This is a genomic window from Streptomyces sp. NPDC059816 (assembly GCF_042732055.1).
Classification (GTDB): Bacteria; Actinomycetota; Actinomycetes; order Streptomycetales; family Streptomycetaceae; genus Streptomyces.
In genome coordinates, this window is record NZ_JBHWIQ010000039.1 from 1 (window position 1) to 23,511 (window position 23,511).

A 23,511-nucleotide genomic window follows, 5' to 3' on the forward strand; every position below is an offset into this window, starting at 1 on the left:
TATTATGCTCCGCCGACCTCCTAGTTCTCCACACCCTACATCGTCGGCTGCTTCAGTTGTTTATAAGAGACAGCCGTGGGGGCTGGCAAGGACCGGCGGGATCCACGGCGCCTCGTGCGTGAGGCGCCGGGGATCCCGCCGTATCCCGGTCCCGCCCCTTCGCCGTACGCGCCCGCACCGCCGTCACCTGGGGTGACGTCACGCGAACTGCCGGCCCCCGCAGCGCAGGGGCCGGCCGGCGCCCCACCGGGACACCACCCTCACCCGTCTCCGGTAGGTCACCTGCCCCCACCGGAGCCCCGCGGGGTCAGCGGAGCGTCCCTTGGTCGGCATCACGCAGCACGGCCTGCGCCGCGGCCAGGCGTTCCCTCTCGTCACGGTCGCGGTCGGCGCCGCTCACGACGTCGTCGGCCCAATCGAGCAACCGGTGCAGATGGGGGTCGGTCGCGGCGGCGACGATACGGGGCTCACCCACGACGACCTCACCGCCCGTTCCGTCGACCGCGATGAGCGTGCCCTCGGGCAGGGTGCGCCCGCCCGCCCGGACGCAGCCGTCGGCGGCGTCGACGGTGAGACCCGTGGCCCCCACGACGGCGGGCTTGCCCATCGCCCGTGCCACCACGGCCGCATGGCTGGTCGGCCCGCCGCGTGCGGTGACGACCCCGGTCGCGACGGCCAGGCCGTGCATGTCGAGCGGGGAGGTCTCCGGGCGCAGCAGGACGACCGGGCCGCCCGCCGCCAGCCGCGCCGCGCTGTCGGCGGTGGTCGCCACCCGGCCGACGGCGACTCCGGGAGAGGCTCCGAGTCCCCGGGTGAAGACGTCTCGGGGGTCGATCGCCGCGATCCGCGGTGTGCGCACCTGGGCGAGGTGCTGCGGCGAGACGCGCAACAGCGCCTCGTCGCGCCCGATCGTTCCCGCCTCGGCGAGGTCGACCGCGACCCGTACCGCGGCGCGCCCGACGAAGCGCCCGGGACGCACCTGGAGGATCCAGAGCTCGCCCGCTTCGAAAGTGAACTCGACGTAGCACGCGTCGCGGTAGTGCTCCTCCAGCTGGTCCAGGGCGCTCAACAGGCGGCTCCACACGGCGGGTTCCCGGTCGGCCAGCTCGTGCAGGGGTCCGGTCAGCGAGCTGCCGGAGACGACGTCCTCCCCCTGACGGCCGAACAGGACCTCACCGAACGGGACGTGTTCACCGGTGTTGGGGTCGCGGCTGAAGGCGACACCCGTCCCGCTGCGCCCGTCGCGGTTGCCGAACACCATCGCCTGGACGGTCACCGCCGTGCCGAGGTCGCCGGGGATGTCGTGCAGGGCGCGGTAGGTCTTCGCGCGCGGGGTGTCCCACGAGGAGAACACCGCTGCGACGGCGAGCTCCAACTGTCGGGCCGCGTCCTCGGGAACGGGCTCGCCGCTCTGTTCGTGGATGAGCCGCTCGACGTGACGGATCGCCGTTTCGAGGGCGCTCGGGTCGCCGTTGCGCCCGGCGATCGCCCGGTCGACGCTCGCCAGGCTCTCCTCGCCCACGCCGACGACCTGGGAGGCGAAGCTGGTGAGGAACCGCAGTCGCGAGTCCAGCGCGAACCGCGGTTCGCCCCTCTCCTCGGCCAGCGCGGCCGTTGCCCGGGAGGTGAGCCCGAGGTTGAGGACGGTGCTCATCATGCCGGGCATCGACACCTTGCCGCCGGAGCGGACCGACACCGCCAGCGGACGCTCCGAGCCGCCGAGCTCGCGATGCGTGGCCTCCTCCAACTCCTTTACAGCAAAGGCTAGTTCGGTGGTGAGGCCGTGGGGCAGTCGCCCGGTGCGGAGGTAGGCGCGGCAGGCCTCGGTACCGATGACGAACCCCGGTGGCACGGGCAGCCCCAAACGTCGGAGCACGACGAGTCCGTGCGCCTTGCCGCCGAGGACGTCCGCTGTCTCCTCGACCTCTGCCGAGAGCGGGTGGATCCAGGTCATCGCGTTGTCATCTCTGCGTCGCCTCTGTTGCTTCGGCTGCGGGGGAGGGGGGCTGCCGTGGGCGGCGGCCGGTGGGCTCAGTGGCGGGGGATGCCGAGCGTGGCGAGCAGGTCCTCGTGCAGCTGGAACCACACGGTGTGGTACGAGGCGGTGCTGTCCGTCACGTACTCCAGGGCGCCGGACCGCGCGCGGACGAGCGCGTCGGCGAGCCGGACGGGGTAGCGCTGGAACCGGAGCAGGGCCGCGGACAGCTCCGTGCACAGGGGCTCGGCACGCTGGTGGAACTCCGTGAACCGGTCGAGGACACGGGCGTCGTAGGAGGAATCGCTGTGGTCGTTCATCGTCATGGCGCCGTCGACGGTACGGGTCTGCCATGCCGTGCAGAGGTCGAGGAGCTCGGGGTTGAGGACGAGGAACCGGTCGAAGGCCGCGGTGAGCGCGGGGCGCACACCGGCCGTCGCCACCTCGTCGGCGATCCGCTCGGCGTCCGCGGCGCGGCCTGCGTCCGTGAGGCCCCAGCCGCCGAAGCCGCCCGGGGTGCGCGTGACGAGCCCGGCGACGGCGAGGTCGATCAGTCCGGACTCGACGTCGGACTCGGGCAGTCCTGTCGCCCCGGCCACTGCGGACAGCCCCGAGAAGCCGATGCAGCGAAGGGTGTGGAGTACCAGCAGGTCGGTGCTGGTGGCGTGAGACGAAACGGGTTGGGTCATGGCGCGGCCCCATTGGGTGTGGTGTGGGAAACGTCTGCGGTGGTGAGGTCGAGGGTGGCCGCGGCGTGCGCGGCACCCGGTCCTTGGGCTCGGGTGACGATCGCGTCGTGCCGTACGCGGACCGCGTACTCGGTGGTGTCGTCGGCGTGCGGTACGCCGACGGCCGATGCCAGCAGACCGCGGTCGTCGAGGACGAGGCGCAGGCGCGGCCGGCTGTCGGGGGCGAACACGCGCCACAGGCAGCGGGCGAAGTCGCCGATCCTCAGTCGGACGAGGCGTCCGATCTCGGCGGGGTCGGCCGTGGTGACGGCCACGGTGATCAGATCACCGGCCCGCGCGCTGCGGACGGCCTCTTCCGCGGCTTCGAGACGGTGGGTTCCGAGGAGCGTGATCAGGCCGTCCCCGGTGAATCCGACCATGCGCCGGCTGAGCAGGTCCGGCAGCTCGTGCGGCGGGTCCCACCGGTCGCGGCAGGCCCGCGCGGGCGGGACGTAGGGCAGGTACGGGGGGTTCCAGGTGTCGGCCAGGGCGAGCCCGTCCAGGTGCGCGCAGGCCAGGGCGATGTCGAAGGGGTCGCCGAACCCGAGGGCCGGATCCGTCGAGGCGCCGGGACCGTCCAGCAGTCGCAGGACCAGCTGAGCCCGCCTGACCTGTCGCGCGGGCGGCGTGTCGGTGCCGGCGTGCGAGTCCAGTGACTCCAGCGCGAGCGCCAGCAACAGCGCCTCCATCCGGGTCACTTGGCCGAACGCGGCCCGGATCGGTTCGTCGTCGAGCACCTCGGTCAGGGAGCCCAGGTGCACCCGGCCGGCGGCGGGGCTGTGTTCGGACAGCGGCAGTCGTTCGAGCCAGATGCGGGCGAAGGCCCCCAGCGCCTCGGTGCTGGAGGTACGGGCGGGCGCTGCCGAGACGCTGATCCTGCCCGCGTCGCCGTGCTCCGCGGCGGCGGTGCGCTCGAACATGTCGATCAGCACGGCCAGGTAGAGGGCGCGTTTGCCCGGGAAGTTCGAGTACACCGCGCCACGCGTCAGTTCGGCTCGTTCGGCGATCCGGTCCACCTTCGCCGCCGTGTAGCCACGCTCGGTGAACTCGGCCTTCGCCGCGGTCAGTACGGCGGCGCGGGTGCGCTCCTGTTGTTGGGCTCGGGTCAACCGGACCATCCGCCGCTCCTTCCGTTCGTACGCCGCTGTCGTGCGCGCCGTCCAGTTCGGCTGTTCACGCGCCTCCGCTCCCGACAGAAGATACACCCAACATCCCGATGGCGAGAACATCTGAGTGCGGATGGCACCCGCGCGGGCGGCCGGGCGAAGTCGACAGAGCGACCCCGGACCAGCCCGAAAATCGTATGTTTACTTTTCGGTCACTGGTTTCCGTGGTCCGCGGGGAACCCTCCTGTCGAATTGCCCTCGATGAATCCTTGCCCGATTTCCCGCGGGTTGGGATGCTCGATCGATGGGTGAACGAGCGCCTTATGAACTACTCAGTCGCGACGATATCGAAGACATTGCCCGATGCGCCGTCCTCGGCGCGTACAGACCGCACCCCGGATACACCTTCGGGCTTTCGTTCATGGCGGTCGTGCCCGGAATTACGCTGGTCGTGTGCGCAATGGTATTCCGGCTGGCACGTCGGCGTTTGCTGCGTCGCCTTCATCGGTCCCATGGCGGCGCCCAGTTCAACTGGCCGGATTTGATCGCCGAGGTGCGCCGTCGTGATCGGAATGCCACCCTCCGTACGTGATGACCGTATGTTTCTCCGTCTCGGACTATCCGGACGATGCGTCCGGTTCGCACCTCCGTCGCCACCGCGCCACCTGTGCGGTATCAGGCTTGCGAGGCGTCCGTGCTGGTTCAAACCATCAGTCTGCAAGTGGTCTGCCCGAATGTTCCGTACGGTCTCTTCTTCTGCTTCGCCTTGACAGGCGTCGACTGAAAGCGATCAAATTTGCACAGTGCTGCGGTCTTTCGTCACCGAGGGGCGAGCAGGGAATCCGATGGACGGGGACGTTGTGCAACGGGGGACGATGTATGTATGCGAAGGGTGTGCGGACTGCGGTCTCATTTCAAACGTCACGACGATAACCTTCGTCTTCTTCCTTTGTGGGAAATTAGCGCGGCGTAATGACGCCGAAACGAAGGTGAAGTGGTGTGCCTTCGTGGTGCCCGGGCCCGCCGCTGAACCGTGGCCGTTCTGTCGACTTATCGCCTCCGCCTGCTCGGCATGATGTGCCGCTGAGCCACACCGGAAGCACCCGTCACAGCAGCAGCGGTCCCATCAGGCTGCCCATGTCCACCGACGCACGATCGCCCTCCGGCCCCCAAACCACGCACCCGAGGTGATTGATCAATGATCGGTAGGTTAAAAGCCCATGCCGTTCGGACAACGGAGGTGTCCGGTGTTGATGTCCAGGGACGAGGCGGCGGCAGGGGCACGGCTTCGGCCGCCGGGGGCGCACCGCGCCCGGCCGCCGAGTGCGTGCCCCTCGAAGCCCTACAGGCGTCGGGAGGTCCGCGCACCGGTGGGGAGGACGCGGAGCACGTCCACCTGCTGGCGGCGCTGCACACACCACTGCCGCCCATCGTGGTGCACCGCCCCACGATGCGCGTCATCGACGGTGCGCACCGACTGCGCGCCGCACTCCTGCGCGGCGACGACCACATCATGGTCCGCTACTTCGACGGCGCGGAGGCGGACGCCTTCGTCCTCGCCGTCCAGCTCAACAGCGAGCACGGCCTGCCGCTTTCGCTCTCCGACCGCAAGACCGCCGCGGCCCGGATCATCGCCTCGCACCCCCAGTGGTCCGACCGCAGGATCGCCGAGGTCGTGGGGCTGGCTGCGAACACGGTGGGGGCCGTACGACAGCGTTCGACTGCGCAGAATGAGCAGCCGAACGCCAGCATCGGCCGGGACGGACGGGTGCGCCCCCGTAACGGAGCCGAGGGACGGCTGCGCGCGGGGGAGCTGATGAGGGCCAACCCGGAGGCCTCGCTGCGCGAGATAGCCAGGCTCGCGGGGATCTCGGCGGCCACCGCCAGCGATGTCCGGGCCCGGCTCAACCGGGGTGAGCCACTGGTCACGCCGCAACAACGGCAGGCCGTGGTACGGGAGAGCCCTTCGGGGACCATGGCCCGACGCTCCTTTCGCCCCGACGGCCCGGCCAGCGACGTCCTCTTGGTGAGCCTCAGCAAGGACCCCTCGCTGCGGCTCACCATGGCCGGCAAGATCCTGCTGCGCGCACTGCGGGTCTGCTCGGTAGACGCGGACGGCTGGGCCCGCATCGTGGAGGCGGTGCCACCCCACCGCCAGGAGGTGGTGGCCCGCCTCGCCCGGGAGTGCGCGGGCGCATGGGAGTTCCTCGCGGACCGCCTGTCGGAACGGACGACCGACACCTCGACCGAGGCGGGGTGAACCGGCCCCCCGGTCCGCCGTCCGTGGGCCGAGCGGGACGTGGGGAACAGCGGCGGGGCCCGACCGCCCCGCGCGGCCGGGTCCCGGGGTGGCGACGGGTGCACACGCGCTCGTGCGTACGGCGCGGAGGCGGTCCCCGGGCTCAGGGCGCGTCGAGGAACATGCGGACGTCGCGGGCGAACTCCGGCGTTCCCAGGAGGTTGTGACCGCGACGGGGGTAGCGCACCAGCCGGGCGCCCGCTATCCCCGCCGCGGTCTCGTCGAACATCTCCTGCGGCCACAAGTGATCGCGGCCACCACACAGCACGAGGGTGGGCGCACGCACCTCGGTCAGCCGGTCCCGGACATCGAAGCCGTCCTCGGCCAGCAGGGTCGCCCTCATGTCGGAAGTGTCACGCGGCGGCGGATTCAGGCGTCCCGCCAGCCACAGCGGCACCATCAGCAGGCGTTGCAGTGCCGGGTTGCGGGCGAGCGCGGGGGCCGCTCGATGCATGCCGGAGCGGCCCCGCTCGGCCGCCGCGATCAGATCCCGGTGGAAGCGCCTGCCGACCGGCCCCAGGGCGTACGCGGCGCCGGCCAGGACCAGCCGGTCCACCACGTCGGGGTGGTCGACCGCCAGTTGCAGGGCGATCGAGCCGCCGGTGCCGTGCCCGAGTACGGGCACGGCACCGGGGAACCGGGCACGCAGCGCCTCGGCGTGTTCGGCGGCCACCTCACCCATCGTCGCGCCGACCCGCATGCCGGGGCGCCGGTTGGTCCAGAAGACCTCGTACCCGGCGGCGACGAACGGCGCCACCAGCCGGGCCGCTCGGCGCCGCTGCGCACCGGGCGGCGGCACCGTGTGCGTCATCGTGAATCCGGACAGGCAGACCAGCGGTTTTCCGGAACCGAAGGCGAGATGAGGCAGGCCGGTGCTGAATGTGCCCTGCTTGGTCGCGATATCCATGGGTCACCTCTCGTATTCTTCGTACTCGATCAGGCTTTCCGAGCGTTCGTGGTCACATCTCGTGTGCGCCGCTACGCTGACGTCCGGACCGGGGCAACCAAATATCGCACGGAGCAAGCGAGTCGGTCGCCGAGCTGGTTTCAGAAGAAGAGGCGAGGTGTCAGGATTGTCCGCCGTACTGCGTCCACATCACCTGGGTCCGTTACCGGAATTCATGACCGGTGCCAACACCGTTCCGGTAAAGCGCATACGAACGCCGCCCGGTGACGAGATGTGGTTGGTGAGCGACTACGCGCTGGGACGCCGGGTGCTGTCCGACCGGCGGTTCAGCAGGGCCGCCGCGGTGGCACCGGGCGCCCCACGGCTGAACTCGGCGGCGCCGTCCCCCACCTCGATGATGAGCCTGGACGGCACCGACCACGCCCGGCTGCGCAGGATCGTCGCGGCCGCCTTCACCACGGGCAAGATGACCGGCATGGCCCCGCTGGTGCAGCGGACGGCAGCCGATCTGCTGACCGGCATGAGCCGCCTCGACAGCCCCGCCGACCTGGTCTCCTCCTTCGCCGCACCACTGCCGGTGGCCGTGTTGGGCACCCTGCTCGGGGTGCCCGTCGAGGACCGGGGGATCTTCGACTCCTGGGTGGAGGTGCTCTTCGACATCACCGCCAGCAGCGATCTGGAGAAGAGTCGGCAGCGGCTCCAGCTGGTCGACTACATGTCCACCCTGATCGACCGCAAGCGACTGCGGGACGACGACGACCTCCTCACCGACCTCATCCGGGCCCACGACGGCGACGCCCTCTCCAAGGCCGAACTCGTGAGCCTCGGCCTCGCGCTGCTCACCGCCGGCTACGAGACGACGGTCGGGCAGATCGGCCTCGCCGCACTCGCCGTGCTCCAGGAGGAGATTCCCCGGGAATTCGTCAAGGACGATGCGCGGGCGGACGCACTGGTCGAAGAATTGCTCCGTCTCACCCCGTCGACGGCGATCAGCTTTCCGCGGGTGGCTCTTGAGGACGTCGAACTCGGTGATATCCGTGTACGGGCGGGCGAGGCGGTGGTCGTCTCCTTGCTGCACGGAAATCGCGACGACAGGGCATTCGCCGAACCGGAAGTCCTGCGGGACGACAGGTCGGCGGCCCACCTCACCTTCGGACACGGAATACACCGCTGTCTCGGAGCGCCCCTGGCACGGCTCCAGGTGCGAACGGCGCTCCTCGAACTGTTCGAGTTCTTTCCCGCACTGCGGCTGGCCGAGGACGGGCCCGCGGCGCCCGCCGTCGTGTGGAAGGACGGACTGATCACCCGGGGCCTTAGCTCGTTGCGGGTGACGTGGTGAGCCTTCGCCGGCACCCGTAGGACCCGGAACCAGAAGGACCGGCAGAACCAGTGGGATCAGAAGGGGCAGGGAACCGACAGTGGCTGCACACGTGGCGGACGGCACGGCGGAGCAGGAGACGGCGCAGGACGAGCCGATCGCGATCATCGGCATGGCGTGCCGCTTCCCCGATGCCCCCGCGCCGGGCGACTACTGGCACCTGCTGCACGACGGCCGCTCGGCCATCCGCCGCTCGCCCGAGACCGGCAGGTACGAGGGGACGCTGCCCGACCGGGACCGGTTCGACGCCGCCTTCTTCGGCATATCGCCGCGTGAGGCGAACGCCATGGACCCGCAGCAGCGGCTGGCGCTGGAACTGAGCTGGGAGGCCCTGGAGTCGACCGGACTGCTCCCCGCCGCACTGCGCGGCGGCGACACCGGCATCTTCCTCGGCGTCTCGGCCAACGACTACGCCGGTGTCGTCCGACGCGAAGGAGCGGCGCCGCTCTCGCACCACGCCATGGCGGGGACCCACCGCAGCGTCATCGCCAACCGCGTCTCGTACGCCCTCGATCTGCACGGTCCGAGCCTCACCGTCGACGCGGGCCAGGCTTCGTCCCTGGTGGCCGTGCACCTGGCCTGCGCCAGTCTGCGGGGCAACGAGTCGTCCCTGGCCCTGGCCGGCGGCGTGCAGTTGAACATCGCCGAGGACGGCGCGGAACTGGCAGAGGCGTTCGGCGGGCTGTCCCCGGACGGCAGCAGCCGCGCCTTCGACGCGCGCGCCAACGGGTTCGTCCGGGGCGAGGGCGCCGGTCTCGTCGTGCTGAAGCCGCTGGCCCGGGCCCTGGCCGACGGTGACCGCGTCCACGCGGTGATCAGGGGCAGCGCCGTCAACCACGCCGGCAGCGGCGCGGGACTGACCGTGCCCAGCGCGCAGGCGCAGGCCACCGCCCTGCTCGCGGCCCACCGCCAGGCCCGGGTCGCCCCCGCGGACGTGCAGTACGTCGAACTGCACGGCACCGGCACGAAGGTGGGCGACCCGATCGAGGCGGACTCCCTCGGCTCGGTGTTCGGCGGCCGCCGGAGTGGCCGCGATCCGCTCCGGGTGGGCTCGGTCAAGACCAACATCGGCCATCTGGAGGCGGCGGCGGGCATTGCCGGCCTGCTCAAGGTCACCCTGGCCCTGGCCCACGGGGTCGTCCCCGCGAGCCTCAACTTCGAGTCGGCCAACCCCGAGATCGACCTCGATGCGCTCGGCCTGCGCGTACAGACGCGGGCCGAGCGGTGGCCCGGGCGCGAGGGTACCGAGCGGTTGGCCGGGGTCTCCTCCTTCAGCATGGGAGGCACCAACTGCCATGTGGTCGTGTCGGCCGCACCTGACGTGGTCGGTGCATCGACCACGCCCGACCGACCGGCCGACGACGCCGTCCCGGGCCGTCCGGCGTCCCTGCCGTGGGTGCTCTCGGGACGCACTGCCCAGGCCCTGCGGGACCAGGCCCTCAAGCTGCGGGACCAGGTGAGGGCGGACCCCGACTCCCGGACCGAGGACATCGGCTCCTCACTGGCCACCACACGAACCGCCTTCGCCCACCGGGCAGTTGTCGTAGCGGCGGCCCATGAGGACTTCGTGGCGGCTCTCGACGCCCTGGCTCTCGGCACGGCGACGGGCGCGGTCACCACCGGCGGAGTCATGGAGCCGAGGGAGCCGCTGACCCTCGTGTTCCCGGGTACGGCCGACGCATGCCTTGACGCCGGGCGGGCGCTGCTGCCCCGCTCGGCCGAGTTCCAGGCGGCCCTCGCCACCTACGACGAGGTGTTCGCGCCCCACGGTCTGCCGTCCGCCGCCGATGCACTGCGCGCAGCTGAGGCCGAGGCTCCCGGGTCGGAGACCTCCGCGGCGTGCGTGTTCGCCGTCACGCTCGCGCTCGCAGCGGTCTGGCAGGCGTACGGGGTCCGGCCGGACGCGGTGAGTGCCCCGGCGGGACCCGGCACGGTTGCCGCAGCGGTCGTCCGGGGCCTGCTGACACCGCAGGAGGGTGCTCGCCTCGTCGCCACCGGCGAAGTGACCTCCCGGTACGCCGAGTTCGCCGGCCCTGCCGCCGCCGACACCCTGTGGCTGGACGCCACGGGACGGCTCGGCCTGTGGACGCCGGAAACGGGATCCTGGAGCACCCCGGACGGTGCGCCGTCCGAGCCGGACTTCCTGGCGGCCCTCGCGCAGTTGTACGTGCGGGGCGTGCCGGTCGACTGGAGCCCCGCTTTCGCCGGCACCCGGCCCACGGTCGTCGAGCTGCCCACGTACGCCTTCCAGCGGGAGTCGTACTGGTGGCCCGAGACCGGCACCGAAGCGGCCGACGCGCGGGGGTCCGGACCCGAGCCCCGCTCGGGGGCCTCTGCCGAGGAGACCGTCTTCTCGGTGGTCCGCGACGTGCTGGGCGGCGGTGATTTCGACGGCGGAGCGGCCCTCAGGGACGTGGGCTTCGATTCGTTGATGCTGGCCGAACTGCGGGACCGGCTGTCCGAGGTGACCGGCCTGGACATTCCGTCGACAGCGGTGTTCGACCACCCGACCCCCCTGGCCCTCGGTGATTTCCTGGCCACTCTTCAGGAGGGTCCCTCGCAGGAGGGTTCCACCGGCACCCTTTCCGTGCGGGCCGGCGAAAGGACGTCACGGGCATCCGACTCCGATGATCCTGTGGTGATTGTGGGGATGGCTTGTCGTTTTCCTGGTGGGGTGGTGTCGCCGGAGGGTTTGTGGGATGTGGTGGTGTCGGGTGGTGATGTGGTGTCTGGTTTTCCGGTGGATCGGGGTTGGGGTGTGGGGGTGTTGTCGGGTGAGGTGTGTGGGGTGGGGGTGGGGGGGTTTGTTGAGGGTGTGGGTTTGTTTGATGCGGGGTTTTTTGGTGTGTCGCCTCGGGAGGCGGCGGGGATGGATCCTGCGCAGCGGTTGTTGTTGGAGGTGTCGTGGGAGGTGTTGGAGCGGGCTGGGGTGGCGCCGGGTTCGTTGCGTGGGCGTGGTGGGGTGGGGGTTTTTGTTGGTGGGATGGGTTATGAGTATGGGCCGCGTTTGTGGGAGGGGGGTGGGGGGTCGGGTGGGTATTTGTTGACGGGTTCTGCTGGGGGGATGTTGTCGGGGCGTTTGGCGTATGTGTTGGGTGTGGAGGGTCCGGCGTTGACGGTGGATACGGCGTGTTCGTCGTCGTTGGTTGCTTTGCATTTGGCGTTGGGTTCTTTGCGGTCGGGTGAGTGTGATGTGGCGTTGGTGGGTGGGGTGACGGTGATGGGGACGCCGGGTGCTTTTGTGGAGTTTTCTCGGCAGGGTGGTTTGTCGGGGGATGGACGGAGTCGGTCGTTTTCTTCGTATGCTTCGGGGACGGGGGGGTCTGAGGGTGTGGGGATGTTGTTGGTGGAGCGGTTGTCGGTGGCGCGGAGGTTGGGGCATCGGGTGTTGGCGGTGGTGGCGGGGAGTGGGGTGGGTTCGGATGGTGCGTCGAATGGGTTGACGGCGCCTTCTGGGGTGGCGCAGCAGCGGGTGATTCGTCGGGCGTTGGTGGATGCGGGGGTGTTGGCGTCGGAGGTGGATGTGGTGGAGGGGCATGGGACGGGGACGGTGTTGGGGGATCCGGTGGAGGTGGGGGCGTTGGTGGGGGTGTTTGGTGAGGGGCGTTCGGTGGGTCGGCCGTTGTGGTTGGGGTCGTTGAAGTCGAATGTGGGGCATGCGCAGGCGGCTTCGGGTGTGGGTGGTGTGATCAAGATGGTGGAGGCGTTGCGGCATGGGGTGTTGCCGCGGACGTTGCATGTGGTGGAGCCGGTGGGTGGGGTGGAGTGGGGTGGGGTTCGGTTGTTGACGCGGGAGGTTGCGTGGGAGGGGGTGGAGGGGAGGCCGCGAAGGGCGGGGGTGTCTTCGTTCGGGATCTCGGGGACCAACGCTCATGTCATCCTCGAAGAACCCCCTGAGTTCAGCGACTCCGAGACGGCGACCGGGGGAGCGGACGGGACCGCCGAGGGCCCGGCACCGATCCTTCGGGACCCGCAGACCGCCTCCGGCCTCCCGGGCGTCCGCTCCGCCGTAGCCGGCGACCGGAGCAGCGCTGGCGATGAGTTCACCGGGCCGCCCGTGGAACTGCCACTGGTGCTGTCCGCGAAGACGCCGACGGCCCTGCGCACCCAGGCCCGCCGCCTCCATGACTTCCTCTCCGGCGGTGCGGAGCCCGGGCCCGCGCACGACGGCCCTGTCGACCCGTCCGCCGTCGCGTACACCGCGGCCTGCATCCAGTCCGGGTTCGACCACCGCGCCGCCGTGCTGCCCGACGCGGACGGCGACTACCGAGGGGCGCTGGACGCCCTGGCCACCGGGATGCCGGACACGCTGCTCTCGACCGGGATCGTGAGCGGGCGCGCCCGGGCCGTCTTCGTCTTCGGTGCCGGTACCGACGGTGGTGGACCGGATTTCACCACCGCAGCCCGGGAGTTGCTCGCTGCATCCCCCGCGTTCGCCGACTACGTACGCGAGTCCGCGGCTGCCTTGGCGATCCATCTCGGACGCAACGTCCACGAGTTGACCCCTGCCGACCCGCCGGAGGCGGTGGCGTTCGTGGTGGGAGCCGGTCTCGCGCGGCTGTGGCAGCGGTGCGGTGTGCGAGCGGACGCGACACTCGGGCAAGGCGTGGGAGAGATCGTCGCGGCCCATGTCGCCGGGGCGCTGACGCTGGACGACGCGGCACGCCTGTGCGCGGCCCACGTGCGCGGAGGCTCCGACGAGGAACTGCGGGCGGCCACGGCCGGAGTGACCCCCCGCCGCACGAAGGCCGACCTCTGCTCGTCACGAACCGGCATGCCGCTCGACGCCGTACGGGAGCTGACCGCCGAGCACTGGCTGCACGTCGTACGGGAACCCGCCGACCTCGACGCGGCGCTGCGCCACCTGGGCGACGACGGCCGCCGCACCCTCGTGGCGATGCCGGCCGCCTCCGGGTTCGTCGCCGCGACACCGCACGGCCGGGGCGCCGCCCACCCGAACGCAGCCGCTCACCCGGATGCGCCCGCTCACCCGGATGCGCCCGACCATCCGGGTGCACCCGGCCGTGCCGAGGCGGTCGACCTCCCGCGGCCACTGGACGCGCTCCGCCCCGGCGCCACCGGGCTCCTGCTGGCGCTGAGCACCGCCTATGTGCGCGGCCTGCCGGTGGACTGGCAGGCCGTCATCCCCAGACGGCCCCTGACCGTTCTGCCGACCTACCCGTTCGAGAGGCGGCGGTACTGGCTGAACGCCGACGCGCCGCGCCCGCCGCACAGCGGGCAGCATGCGCTGCTCGACACCGCCGTCACCCTCGCGGACCGCGACGCGCAGGCACTCACCGGAACCCTGTCCACCCTCACGCACCCCTGGCTGGCCGATCACCGGATCGACGGGCACACCGTGTTGCCGGGAACGGCCCTGGTCGACCTGGCCGCGCACATCGCCGCACTGGACGGTGCCGCGACCGTCACCGAGCTGACCCAGGAGGCACCGGTCCGCCTCCCCGAGGACGGTCGCACGGTCGAGGTCCAGTTCGTCGTCGGCGCGGTCGGCGAAACGGGGGAGCGGCCCTTCACCGTGTACGCGCGTCCCGGCCGTGCCCGGGAGATGGCGCGGGCCGCCGACTGGACCCGTCACGCCACCGGGATCCTCGCACCGCGCGCTCCCCGGACACCGACCGACTTCGACCAGGCGGCCTGGCCGCCGCCGGGCGCAGAACCCGTGGACCTGAGCACCATGTACGCGGAGTTGGCCGGGGCCGGATACGCGTACGGCCCCACCTTCCGTGGCCTTGAGGCAGCATGGCGGCTCGGCGAAGACCTGTGCCTCGACGTACGGCTACCGTTCGGAACCGACACGTCCGGGTACGGCCTGCACCCGGCACTGCTGGACGCGGCGCTGCACGCGACCGTGTGGCAGGCCGCGTCCGACGGCCGCGTACGGCTGCCCTTCGCGTGGAGCGGCGTGCGGATGTACGGCGGTGACGCGACGGAGCTGCGCGTACGGGTGTCCCCCGTCGGCCCGGACGCGGTGGCGCTGCGGATCACGGACCGTCACGGAACGCCGATGGCCGCCGTGGACTCGCTGGTGCTGCGGGCCGCTCCGGGCGGTCCCGCGGACGACGGACTCCTTCATGTGACGTGGGGCCCGCTGGCCGACGCCACCGTGCCGGAACCGGCCCCCGACGCCGACGCGTGCTGGGTGCTCGGGTCCGCCCCGCTTCCGGGCCTGACCGCCGTCCTCGACGTGGCGCAGGCGGGTGCGCGTCTCGACGCCGGTGCCCCGGCGCCTGCTGCCGTGCTGGTGCCCTGCCTGCCGTCGGCCGTCGAAGGCGGGGAAGCCCGTGTGCCGGACGGCGTGCGCCGCGCGGCCCGCGGAACGCTGACGCTGCTCCAGAGCTGGCTGGACGACGACCGGTTCGCCGACACCCGACTGGTGTTCGTGACCCGGGGGGCGGTGCGCACGGGCACGGGACCTGACGAGGTACCGGTGGACCTCGCCCACGCACCGCTGTGGGGGCTGGTCCGCACCGCGCGATCGGAGCACCCGGATCGCTTCGTCCTCCTCGACCTGGACGGGGACCTCGACGAGACCCGTCTGACGCGTGACGTGCTGACCGCCGTGACGACCGGCGGAGCACCCGAACTCGCCCTACGCAACGGCACGTTGCTCGTACCGCGACTGTCATCCGTACCCGTACCCGTACCCGTGCCGACGTCCGTGCCCCGGCCGGACGGGACGCCGGGCCCCGTCGAGGCCGCCGCCTCGCCGGTGGGTGCGCACGGCACCGTCCTGGTGACCGGCGGCACGGGTGCGCTCGGCGCGCACATCGTCCGGCACCTGGTGGCCCGGCACGGCGTCCGGCACCTGCTGTTGACCAGCCGCAGCGGCACGCGTGCCGCGGGAGCGGACGACCTGGCGCGGGAACTACGGGGCAGGGGCGTCCAGGTGCGGATCGCCGCCTGTGACTGCGCGGACCGGGAGGCACTCGCCGCGGTGCTCGAAGCCGTCCCCGCCGATCACCCGCTGACCGGTGTGGTCCATGCCGCGGGCGTCGTCCAGGACGCGACCATCCGTGCGCTGACGTTCGAGCAGCTCGACACGGTGCTCGGTCCGAAGGTCGAGGCCGCGTGGAACCTGCACGAGCTGACCCGCGCCGCCCCGCTGGCCTTCTTCGACCTCTTCTCCTCCGCCACCGGCACGCTCGGCGCCGCCGGACAGGGGAACTACACCCTGGCCAACACCTTCCTCGACGCGCTCGCCCAGCACCGCGCCGACGTCGGCCTCCCGGCCCGCTCCCTGGCCTGGGGCCTGTGGGACCTGCCGGACGGGATGGCCGGACGGATGACGGCGCACGACGTCGAACGCCTCGGACGTCGCACCGGGCTGCGGCCGCTCGACGCGGCCCGCGGTCTGCGCATGTACGACGCCGTCCGTGCCCTGGACCTGCCGACCGTGGTGGCGGCGGCACTCGACCCGGGGTTCGTCCCGGCGTTCGCTCCGGTCACGGCTCCCGCCGCCGCCCCGACCGCCGCCCCCGCCGCGGATCGGACGGGGACCCCGTGGGCACGACGGCTGGCCGAACTGCCGCAGGGCGAACGGACGGCGGAGAGCCGTCGCCTGGTCATGTCGGTCGCGGGCGAGGTGCTGGGCGGGAGCGGCTTCGACGGCGGCCTCGCGTTCCGCGACGCCGGCTTCGATTCGCTGCTGGCGGTGGAACTGCGCAACCGGCTCTGTGAAGTGACGGGACTGAGGCTGCCGCCGACCGTGGTGTTCGACCATCCGACACCGCTCGCCCTGAGCGCGTTCCTGGGCCGTTTGTTCGCGGATCCGCCGCCCGATACCCCGTCGGCCGCAGCGGTTCCGGCTGTTTCACCGGCGCGCACGACAAAGGGGAATTCGGATGCATCCGATGATCCTGTGGTGATTGTGGGGATGGCTTGTCGTTTTCCTGGTGGGGTGGTGTCGCCGGAGGGTTTGTGGGATGTGGTGGTGTCGGGTGGTGATGTGGTGTCTGGTTTTCCGGTGGATCGGGGTTGGGGTGTGGGGGTGTTGTCGGGTGAGGTGTGTGGGGTGCGGGTGGGGGGGTTTGTTGAGGGTGTGGGTTTGTTTGATGCGGGGTTTTTTGGTGTGTCGCCTCGGGAGGCGGCGGGGATGGATCCTGCGCAGCGGTTGTTGTTGGAGGTGTCGTGGGAGGTGTTGGAGCGGGTTGGGGTGTGGCGGGGTTCGTTGCGTGGGCGTGGTGGGGTGGGGGTTTTTGTTGGTGGGATGGGTTATGAGTATGGGCCGCGTTTGTGGGAGGGGGGTGGGGGGTCGGGTGGGTATTTGTTGACGGGTTCTGCTGGGGGGATGTTGTCGGGGCGTTTGGCGTATGTGTTGGGTGTGGAGGGTCCGGCGTTGACGGTGGATACGGCGTGTTCGTCGTCGTTGGTTGCTTTGCATTTGGCGTTGGGTTCTTTGCGGTCGGGTGAGTGTGATGTGGCGTTGGTGGGTGGGGTGACGGTGATGGGGACGCCGGGTGCTTTTGTGGAGTTTTCTCGGCAGGGTGGTTTGTCGGGTGATGGTCGGTGTCGGTCGTTTTCTTCGGATGCTTCGGGGACGGGGTGGTCTGAGGGTGTGGGGATGTTGTTGGTGGAGCGGTTGTCGGTGGCGCGGAGGTTGGGGCATCGGGTGTTGGCGGTGGTGGCGGGGAGTGGGGTGGGTTCGGATGGTGCGTCGAATGGGTTGACGGCGCCTTCTGGGGTGGCGCAGCAGCGGGTGATTCGTCGGGCGTTGGTGGATGCGGGGGTGTTGGCGTCGGAGGTGGATGTGGTGGAGGGGCATGGGACGGGGACGGTGTTGGGGGATCCGGTGGAGGTGGGGGCGTTGGTGGGGGTGTTTGGTGAGGGGCGTTCGGTGGGTCGGCCGTTGTGGTTGGGGTCGTTGAAGTCGAATGTGGGGCATGCGCAGGCGGCTTCGGGTGTGGGTGGTGTGATCAAGATGGTGGAGGCGTTGCGGCATGGGGTGTTGCCGCGGACGTTGCATGTGGTGGAGCCGGTGGGTGGGGTGGAGTGGGGTGGGGTTCGGTTGTTGACGCGGGAGGTTGCGTGGGAGGGGGTGGAGGGGAGGCCGCGAAGGGCGGGGGTGTCTTCGTTCGGGATTTCGGGGACCAATGCTCATGTCATCCTCGAAGAACCCCCTGCCGATGTGTCGCCTCCCGCGGGCACGGGCCTGCGGAGCCACCTCGCGGGCACGGACCTGCGGAACGACCCGGCGGGCACGGACGCAGGCGACCGCTCCGCAACCGGCCGCCGAGGTGGCGCCCTGCCGCTGGTGCTGTCCGCGAAGACGCCGACGGCCCTGCGCACCCAGGCCCGCCGCCTCCATGACCTGCTGAGCGGGCCGTCCGGGTCGCCGCACCTGCCGGACGACGCCCCGACCGCCCCCGATGTCGCGGCGGTCACCTACACCACCGCCCGTGTCCAGTCCGGCTTCGACCACCGCGCGGCGATCGTCGACGAGGACGGGACCGCTCTCCTCGACGCCCTCGCCGCACTGGCCGAGGACCGCCCGGCAGCCGCTGTGTCACGGGGTGTGGCGGGCCCCGCCGACGGACGCCGGGTCTTCATGTTCGCCGGGCAGGGCACCCAGCGGCCCGGCATGGGCCGGCAGCTGTACGAGCGGTTCCCGGCGTACGCGGAGGCGTTCGACGAGGCGTGCGCCGCCTTCGACCCGCACCTGGAACGGCCGCTGGCCCCCGTCACCTTCGCGGAGCACGCGAGCGCCGGGGCGGCGGAACTGCACCGCACCGCCTTCACCCAGCCCGCGCTCTTCGCCACCGAGTACGCACTGTCCGAGCTGTTGCGGTCCTGGGGCGTGCGGCCGGACATCGTGCTGGGACACTCCGTCGGCGAGCTGGTCGCCGCGCACGTCGCGGGCGTCCTCTCCCTCGCGGATGCCGCCGAACTCGTCGCGGCCCGCGGCCGGTTGATGCAGTCGCTGCCGTCGGGCGGTGCGATGGTCGCGGTACGGGCGGGCCTCGCGGACGTCGAACCGCTGCTCGCCTCCCTGGACGACGTGGTGGGGATCGCGGCCGTCAACGGCCCCCGGTCGGTCGTCGTTTCCGGTGCGAGCGAAGCGGTGTCGTCCGTGGTCACCCGGTTGAGGGCCGCCGGGCACCGGACCACGGCGCTCACGGTCAGCCACGCCTTCCACTCACCCCTCATGACGCCGATCCTCACCGAGTTCCGGGAGATCGCGGCGGGGCTGACGTACCGGCGGCCGGTCTTGCCGCTCGTCTCGAACGTGACCGGCCGGATGGCGAAGGCGGCGGAGCTGATGTCGCCCGACTACTGGGCGGACCACGTACGGCGCCCGGTCCGCTTCGCCGACGGCATCGCCACCGCCCGTGCGGAAGGCGGGCGTCACTTCGTGGACGTCGGCCCCGACGGCACGCTGTCGTCCATGGCGTCGGCGGTCCTCACCGACCTCCCCGAGGACCCCGAGCGGGACGAGGAGTACGGCCGTGCCGTCGTGGTGCCGCTCCTGCGCGGCGCCCGCGACGAGGCACGGACGGTGGCGGACGGACTCGCGGCCGGATTCACCGCCGGCCTCGACGTGGACTGGCCGGCCGTGGCCACCGCCTGGGGCGGTGAACTGACCACGCTGCCGACCTACCCCTTCGAACGCCGGCGGTACTGGCTCAACCCGACTCCGTCGGCGGGAGCAGCCGCCTCGCGCGCCACGGACCACCCCGTGCTGGACCGCCCGCTGGACCTGCCGGACAGCCGCGAACTGGTCTGGTCCGGGCGGCTGGACCCGGCCGAACTCCCGTGGCTGGCCGAACATGTGGTGGCCGGTCAGGCCCTGGTGCCGGGCGCCGTGCTTGCCGAGCTGGCCTGCCGGGTGGCCCGTGAGGCGGGGTGCCCCCGGGTGGCGGAACTGGTCCTCGTCAGCCCTCTCGTCATGCCCGACCGGGCGGCGGTCGAACTCCGCGTGGTGGCCCGCGCCGCGGACGGCTCCGGACGTCGCCCCTTCACCGTCCACGCGCGCACGTCCGACGACCCCGATCCCGCATGGCAGCCCAAGGCCACCGGCGTACTGGCCGCCGCCCCGGACGGCTCCGCCGCCCCGGTCCCGTCGGCGACCTGGCCGCCGCCCCACGCCGAGCCCCTGCCGCTGCACCAGGAGGGCGACTACGCCCGCCTCGTCGCCCGCGGGCTTGCGTACGGGCCGGCCTTCCGGGGACTGCGCGCCCTGTGGCGCACGGCCGACGGCATCTGCGCCGAACTCGCGGCGCCGGCGCCCATCGCCTCGCAGACCACGCTGTTCGGCCTGCACCCCGCCCTGCTGGACGCCGCCCTGCACCCGATCGAACTCTTCGGGCTCGCGGGCGGGTCCCCCGAGTCCGGTGTCCGTGCCTCGGGTGTTCGTGTCCCCTTCACCTGGCGCGACATGACCCACCACGCACGCCCGAGCACTCCTCGGGTGAGGGTTCGGCTGACGGCCGTGGGCCGGGACGAGGTCGCGTTGGAGCTGTCCGACACGGACGGCAACCCGGTCCTGTCGGTCGGTGGCCTGGCCCTGCGCTCGCCGTCGGCAGCGGACGACAGCCGGCTGCGACGCCTGCGCTGGACGACGGTCGACCGACGCTCCGGGGACGAGGGCGGTGACGAGACCGGGGAGCAGCCCGACGACTCCGAGCGGTCCGACCGGCTCGCGGTGATCGTTCCCGGCGGCGTCACCACCCGTGAGCCTCAGCACGCCTTGTCCGCCCTGGACGCCGAGCACCGTGTCGACGTCGCCGAACTGGTCCGACGGGCACCCGGGGGAGTACCCGGCACGCTGGTGATCCCCTGCCCGGCGGGCACGATGAACGAGGTCCGCGAGGTGACCGCCGGCGTGCTGGCCGTCGTGCAGGAGGTACTGGCCGAACCGGCGCTGGCCCGGTGCGGGATCGCCCTGGTGACCAGCGGTGCGGTCGGCACTGCCGCCGACGACCCGGTGACGGACGCCGTGGCCGCCGCCGTATGGGGACTCGCCCGGTGCGCGCAGCAGGAGGAGCCGGGACGGATCCAGCTGGTGGACATCGACGCGAGCGGGGAGTCGACGCAGTCGCTCGCCCGGGCCCTGAGGTCCGGCCTCCCCCAGGTCGCCCTCAGGAAGGGTGAGTGGCTCACCCCGGAGCTCGCCCCCACGACCGGCAGGTTGCTCGATGCGCCGTCCGGCGAAGGAAGCTGGCGGCTGGACTTCGTCGGCCGCGGCACCCCTGACGACCTGGCCCTCGTGGAGTGGCCGGACGCCGACGCACCCCTCGGTGCAGGCAAGGTCCGGGTGGCGCTGCACGCGGCCGGGGTCAACTTCCGCGATGTGCTGCTGACGCTGGGCGTCGTCGAGCCGGGCGCCGGTGTGCCCGAGGGCGAGGAGCGGCAGAGCGTGGAGGGCGCCGGCGTGGTCGTCGAGGTCGGCCCGGGAGCCGGCCGACTGCGTCCCGGGGACCGGGTGATGGGCCTCTTCGACGGGATCGGACCGGTCTCGGTCACCGACGAGCGGCTGCTCGCGCCCGTCCCGGCGCACTGGTCGTTCGCCGAGGCGGCCGCCGTGCCGGTGGCGTTCCTCACCGCGTACCACGGCCTCGTCGAGCTCGGCCGGCTCCGCGCCGGAGAACGCGTGCTCATCCACACGGCGACCGGTGCGGTAGGCTTCGCGGCCCGCCAACTCGCCCTGCACACGGGGGCGGATACCTTCGCCACCGCCAGCCCGGCGAAGTGGCCCGTGCTGCGGGACGCGGGCATCGGCGCCGACCACATCGCTTCTTCCCGCGACGACGCCTTCGAGGCGTCCTTCCGTACCGCGTCGGACGGGGCGGGCATGGACGTGGTGCTCAACTCGCTCGCCGGACCGCTCACCGACGCCTCCCTGCGGCTCCTCGCGCCGGGCGGCCGGTTCCTGGAGATGGGCAAGACGGACCGGCGCGACCCCGCCGAGGTGGCCACTGCGTACGACGGCGCCGCGTACACCGTCTTCGACATCCGGCAGGCCGGGCCCGACGGCATCCAGCGGATGCTGGCCGACCTCCTGCCGCTCTTCGAGGACGGCACGTTGACGCCTCCGCCGCTCACGGTGCGCCATGTGCGCGACGCCCCGGCCGCCTACCGGTACCTCGCCGAGGCACGGCACGTGGGCAAGGTGGTCCTCACCGTCCGCGACTTCGACACCGACCGCGCGGTGCTGATCAGCGGCGGTCTCGGCACACTGGGCGCGCTCGTCGCCCGCCATCTCGTGACGCGGTACGCGGTGCGGGACCTCGTACTGATCGGGCGACGCGGCGAGGCGACCCCGGGCAGCGCCGAACTGGTCGAAGAGCTGCGCGGATCGGGGGCCCGGGTCACCGTCGCCGCGTGCGACGCGGGCGACCGGGAAGCCCTGGCGGCGCTCCTGGGCGAGCTGTCCGGGCGCGGCATCCGCATCGGATCGGTGGTGCATGCAGCGGGCCTGACGCGGGACGCGCCGATCGGCTCGCTGACCGCGGGCGCCCTGGCCGAGGTGCTCCGGGCCAAGGCGGTCGCCGCCCTGAACCTGCACGAGCTGACCGCGGACCTCGGCCTCTCGTCCTTCGTCCTGTTCTCCTCGGTGGCCGGCGTGACCGGCTCGGCAGGCCAGGGCAACTACGCTGCGGCCAACGCCTTCCTGGACGCCCTGGCCGAGCACCGCCGGGCCCGGTCACTGCCCGCGCTGTCCATCGCCTGGGGGTTGTGGGAGCCGGCGAGCGGCATCACCGGGCGGCTGCGCGTCGAGGACCACGACCGGCTCGCCCGTCAGGGCATCCGCGCACTGTCCGCGGAGCGGGGACTGGCCCTCTTCGACGAGGCCCTCGCCCTCGCGGCACCGGTCGCGGTCGCGGTCCGCCTCACCACGCCCGCGCCCGCCGTCGGGTCGGACACCGGCGCGTCGGTGGACGGGATCACCACGGCGGCGACGAACGGTGCCGGGCCGCGCGAGGCCGTCCGCCACGGGTCGCTGCTCGAACTGGTGCGGGCGGAAGCCGCCTCGGTGCTCGGACACGACTCACCGGAGGACGTCGCGCCGGAGGCGCTCTTCCCCCAGCTCGGCTTCGACTCGCTCGAAGCGATCGAACTGCGCAACCGCATCGTCGCTGCGACCGGCGTGCCGCTGCTGTCCACCCTCATCTACGATTTCCCGTCCCCGAAGGCATTGGCGGGCCATCTGCGGGAGGAACTCCCGGACTGGACCGACGGCGACCTCCCCCCGAACGGAAAGGGAAATACGAACGGAATGGGGAACCGTCAGGGAACGGAAAACGAAAAGGCCATGGGAATCGATGACGGAAAGATAATCGGCGACCTGCGGGGGGCGGACCATGAGCACTGATGCGAGCGGCTGGACGATGTCCTTCCATCCGGGCCGGGACGCACGGTTCCGCCTGGTGTGCTTTCCGCACGCGGGCGGTTCCGCCGGCTCCTTCTTCCCGCTGGTGCGCGCCGCGCCGCCCGGCCTGGAGGTGGTCGGCGTCCAGTACCCGGGACGACAGTGGCGCCGTACGGAACCGGCCGTCACCGACATCCGCGCACTGGCACGCGGCGCGGCCGACGCACTGCTGGCCGAGCGGGACCTACCGACGGCCGTCCTCGGCCACAGCATGGGTGCGCTGGTCGCCTTCGAGACCGTACGGCTGTGGCAGCGGGAGCGCCCGGGAGCGGTCGGGCACCTCTTCGCCTCCGGCAGTCGCGCACCGTCCCGCCCGCGCGAGGAGGATCAGCGGGCGCGCTGGACCGATGAGCGGATCATCGCCGAACTGCGCGTCCTGGGCGGCACCGGCGACCGGCTGATCTCCGACGGGGAGGCGCTGCGGCAGGCCCTGCCGGCCCTGCGGGACGACTACCGCGCGCTGGCCGCCTACCGGCCCTCTCCGGGCGCGCGCGTCAAGGTGCCGCTCACCGTGCTCGTGGGGCGCGAGGACCCGAAGGCGGGGCCGGAGCACGCCGCCCACTGGCGGTCGCACACCGACGCCGCCTTCGAATTGAGGGTCTTTCCCGGCGGTCACTTCTTTCTCGATGAGAACGCCGCGGAACTGCTGGACCTCGTGCAGTTCAGCCTTGTGATGCCTCCACACCCGTGAGAGCCTTTTCGACGCCATCGAAAAGAAAGCACGAAGAGAAT

General features: G+C 71.7%; 9 protein-coding genes. 5 read left to right on the top strand and 4 right to left on the bottom strand.

The window, feature by feature from the left end:
- Positions 1 to 307: 307 nt before the first annotated feature.
- From ACFV88_RS33310 to ACFV88_RS33320, 3 genes are all read right to left on the bottom strand, one after another.
- A complete protein-coding gene (locus ACFV88_RS33310) occupies positions 308 to 1,954 on the bottom strand; it encodes a pyruvate, phosphate dikinase (RefSeq protein ID WP_385495872.1) in 1,647 nt (548 codons plus the stop codon).
- Positions 1,955 to 2,031: 77 nt separating this feature from the next.
- Positions 2,032 to 2,664 carry a transcriptional regulator gene (locus ACFV88_RS33315; RefSeq protein WP_385495873.1) on the bottom strand — a complete coding sequence of 211 codons (633 nt, stop codon included), beginning with the start codon at positions 2,662 to 2,664 and terminating at the stop codon, positions 2,032 to 2,034.
- Positions 2,661 to 3,821, bottom strand: coding sequence for a TetR/AcrR family transcriptional regulator (locus ACFV88_RS33320; protein ID WP_385495874.1), 1,161 nt, complete (start codon positions 3,819 to 3,821; stop codon positions 2,661 to 2,663). Before ACFV88_RS33320 ends, ACFV88_RS33315 begins: the two co-directional genes overlap by 4 nt.
- 292 nt (positions 3,822 to 4,113) lie before the next feature.
- Here ACFV88_RS33320 and ACFV88_RS33325 point away from each other — a divergent pair, with 292 nt between their 5' ends.
- Both ACFV88_RS33325 and ACFV88_RS33330 read left to right on the top strand, forming a co-directional pair.
- Positions 4,114 to 4,401, top strand: coding sequence for a hypothetical protein (locus ACFV88_RS33325; protein WP_385495875.1), 288 nt, complete (start codon positions 4,114 to 4,116; stop codon positions 4,399 to 4,401).
- Between the two features lie 735 nt (positions 4,402 to 5,136).
- Positions 5,137 to 6,069, top strand: a complete 933-nt coding sequence (locus ACFV88_RS33330) for a streptomycin biosynthesis protein (protein WP_385495876.1) — start codon at positions 5,137 to 5,139, stop codon at positions 6,067 to 6,069.
- 142 nt (positions 6,070 to 6,211) lie between these two features.
- Here ACFV88_RS33330 and ACFV88_RS33335 read toward each other — a convergent pair whose 3' ends face one another.
- Positions 6,212 to 7,015, bottom strand: coding sequence for an alpha/beta fold hydrolase (locus tag ACFV88_RS33335; protein WP_385495877.1), 804 nt, complete (start codon positions 7,013 to 7,015; stop codon positions 6,212 to 6,214).
- 271 nt (positions 7,016 to 7,286) lie between these two features.
- Here ACFV88_RS33335 and ACFV88_RS33340 point away from each other — a divergent pair, with 271 nt between their 5' ends.
- From ACFV88_RS33340 to ACFV88_RS33350, 3 genes are all read left to right on the top strand, one after another.
- Positions 7,287 to 8,354, top strand: a complete 1,068-nt coding sequence (locus ACFV88_RS33340) for a cytochrome P450 (RefSeq protein ID WP_385495891.1) — start codon at positions 7,287 to 7,289, stop codon at positions 8,352 to 8,354.
- A gap of 79 nt (positions 8,355 to 8,433) precedes the next feature.
- Positions 8,434 to 22,722 carry an SDR family NAD(P)-dependent oxidoreductase gene (locus ACFV88_RS33345; protein ID WP_385495878.1) on the top strand — a complete coding sequence of 4,763 codons (14,289 nt, stop codon included), beginning with the start codon at positions 8,434 to 8,436 and terminating at the stop codon, positions 22,720 to 22,722.
- Positions 22,712 to 23,470, top strand: coding sequence for a thioesterase II family protein (locus ACFV88_RS33350; RefSeq protein WP_385495879.1), 759 nt, complete (start codon positions 22,712 to 22,714; stop codon positions 23,468 to 23,470). The genes ACFV88_RS33345 and ACFV88_RS33350 overlap by 11 nt, the downstream gene beginning before the upstream one ends.
- Positions 23,471 to 23,511: the final 41 nt, after the last annotated feature.

What these genes read in the sequence shown, in the direction of transcription:
- ACFV88_RS33310 (WP_385495872.1), bottom strand. Translation starts at nt 1,954, where the DNA reads ATGACCTGGATCCACCCGCTCTCGGCAGAGGTCGAGGAGACAGCGGAC.
- ACFV88_RS33315 (WP_385495873.1), bottom strand. Translation starts at nt 2,664, where the DNA reads ATGACCCAACCCGTTTCGTCTCACGCCACCAGCACCGACCTGCTGGTA.
- ACFV88_RS33320 (WP_385495874.1), bottom strand. Translation starts at nt 3,821, where the DNA reads ATGGTCCGGTTGACCCGAGCCCAACAACAGGAGCGCACCCGCGCCGCC.
- ACFV88_RS33325 (WP_385495875.1), top strand. Translation starts at nt 4,114, where the DNA reads ATGGGTGAACGAGCGCCTTATGAACTACTCAGTCGCGACGATATCGAA.
- ACFV88_RS33335 (WP_385495877.1), bottom strand. Translation starts at nt 7,015, where the DNA reads ATGGATATCGCGACCAAGCAGGGCACATTCAGCACCGGCCTGCCTCAT.
- ACFV88_RS33340 (WP_385495891.1), top strand. Translation starts at nt 7,287, where the DNA reads ATGTGGTTGGTGAGCGACTACGCGCTGGGACGCCGGGTGCTGTCCGAC.
- ACFV88_RS33350 (WP_385495879.1), top strand. Translation starts at nt 22,712, where the DNA reads ATGAGCACTGATGCGAGCGGCTGGACGATGTCCTTCCATCCGGGCCGG.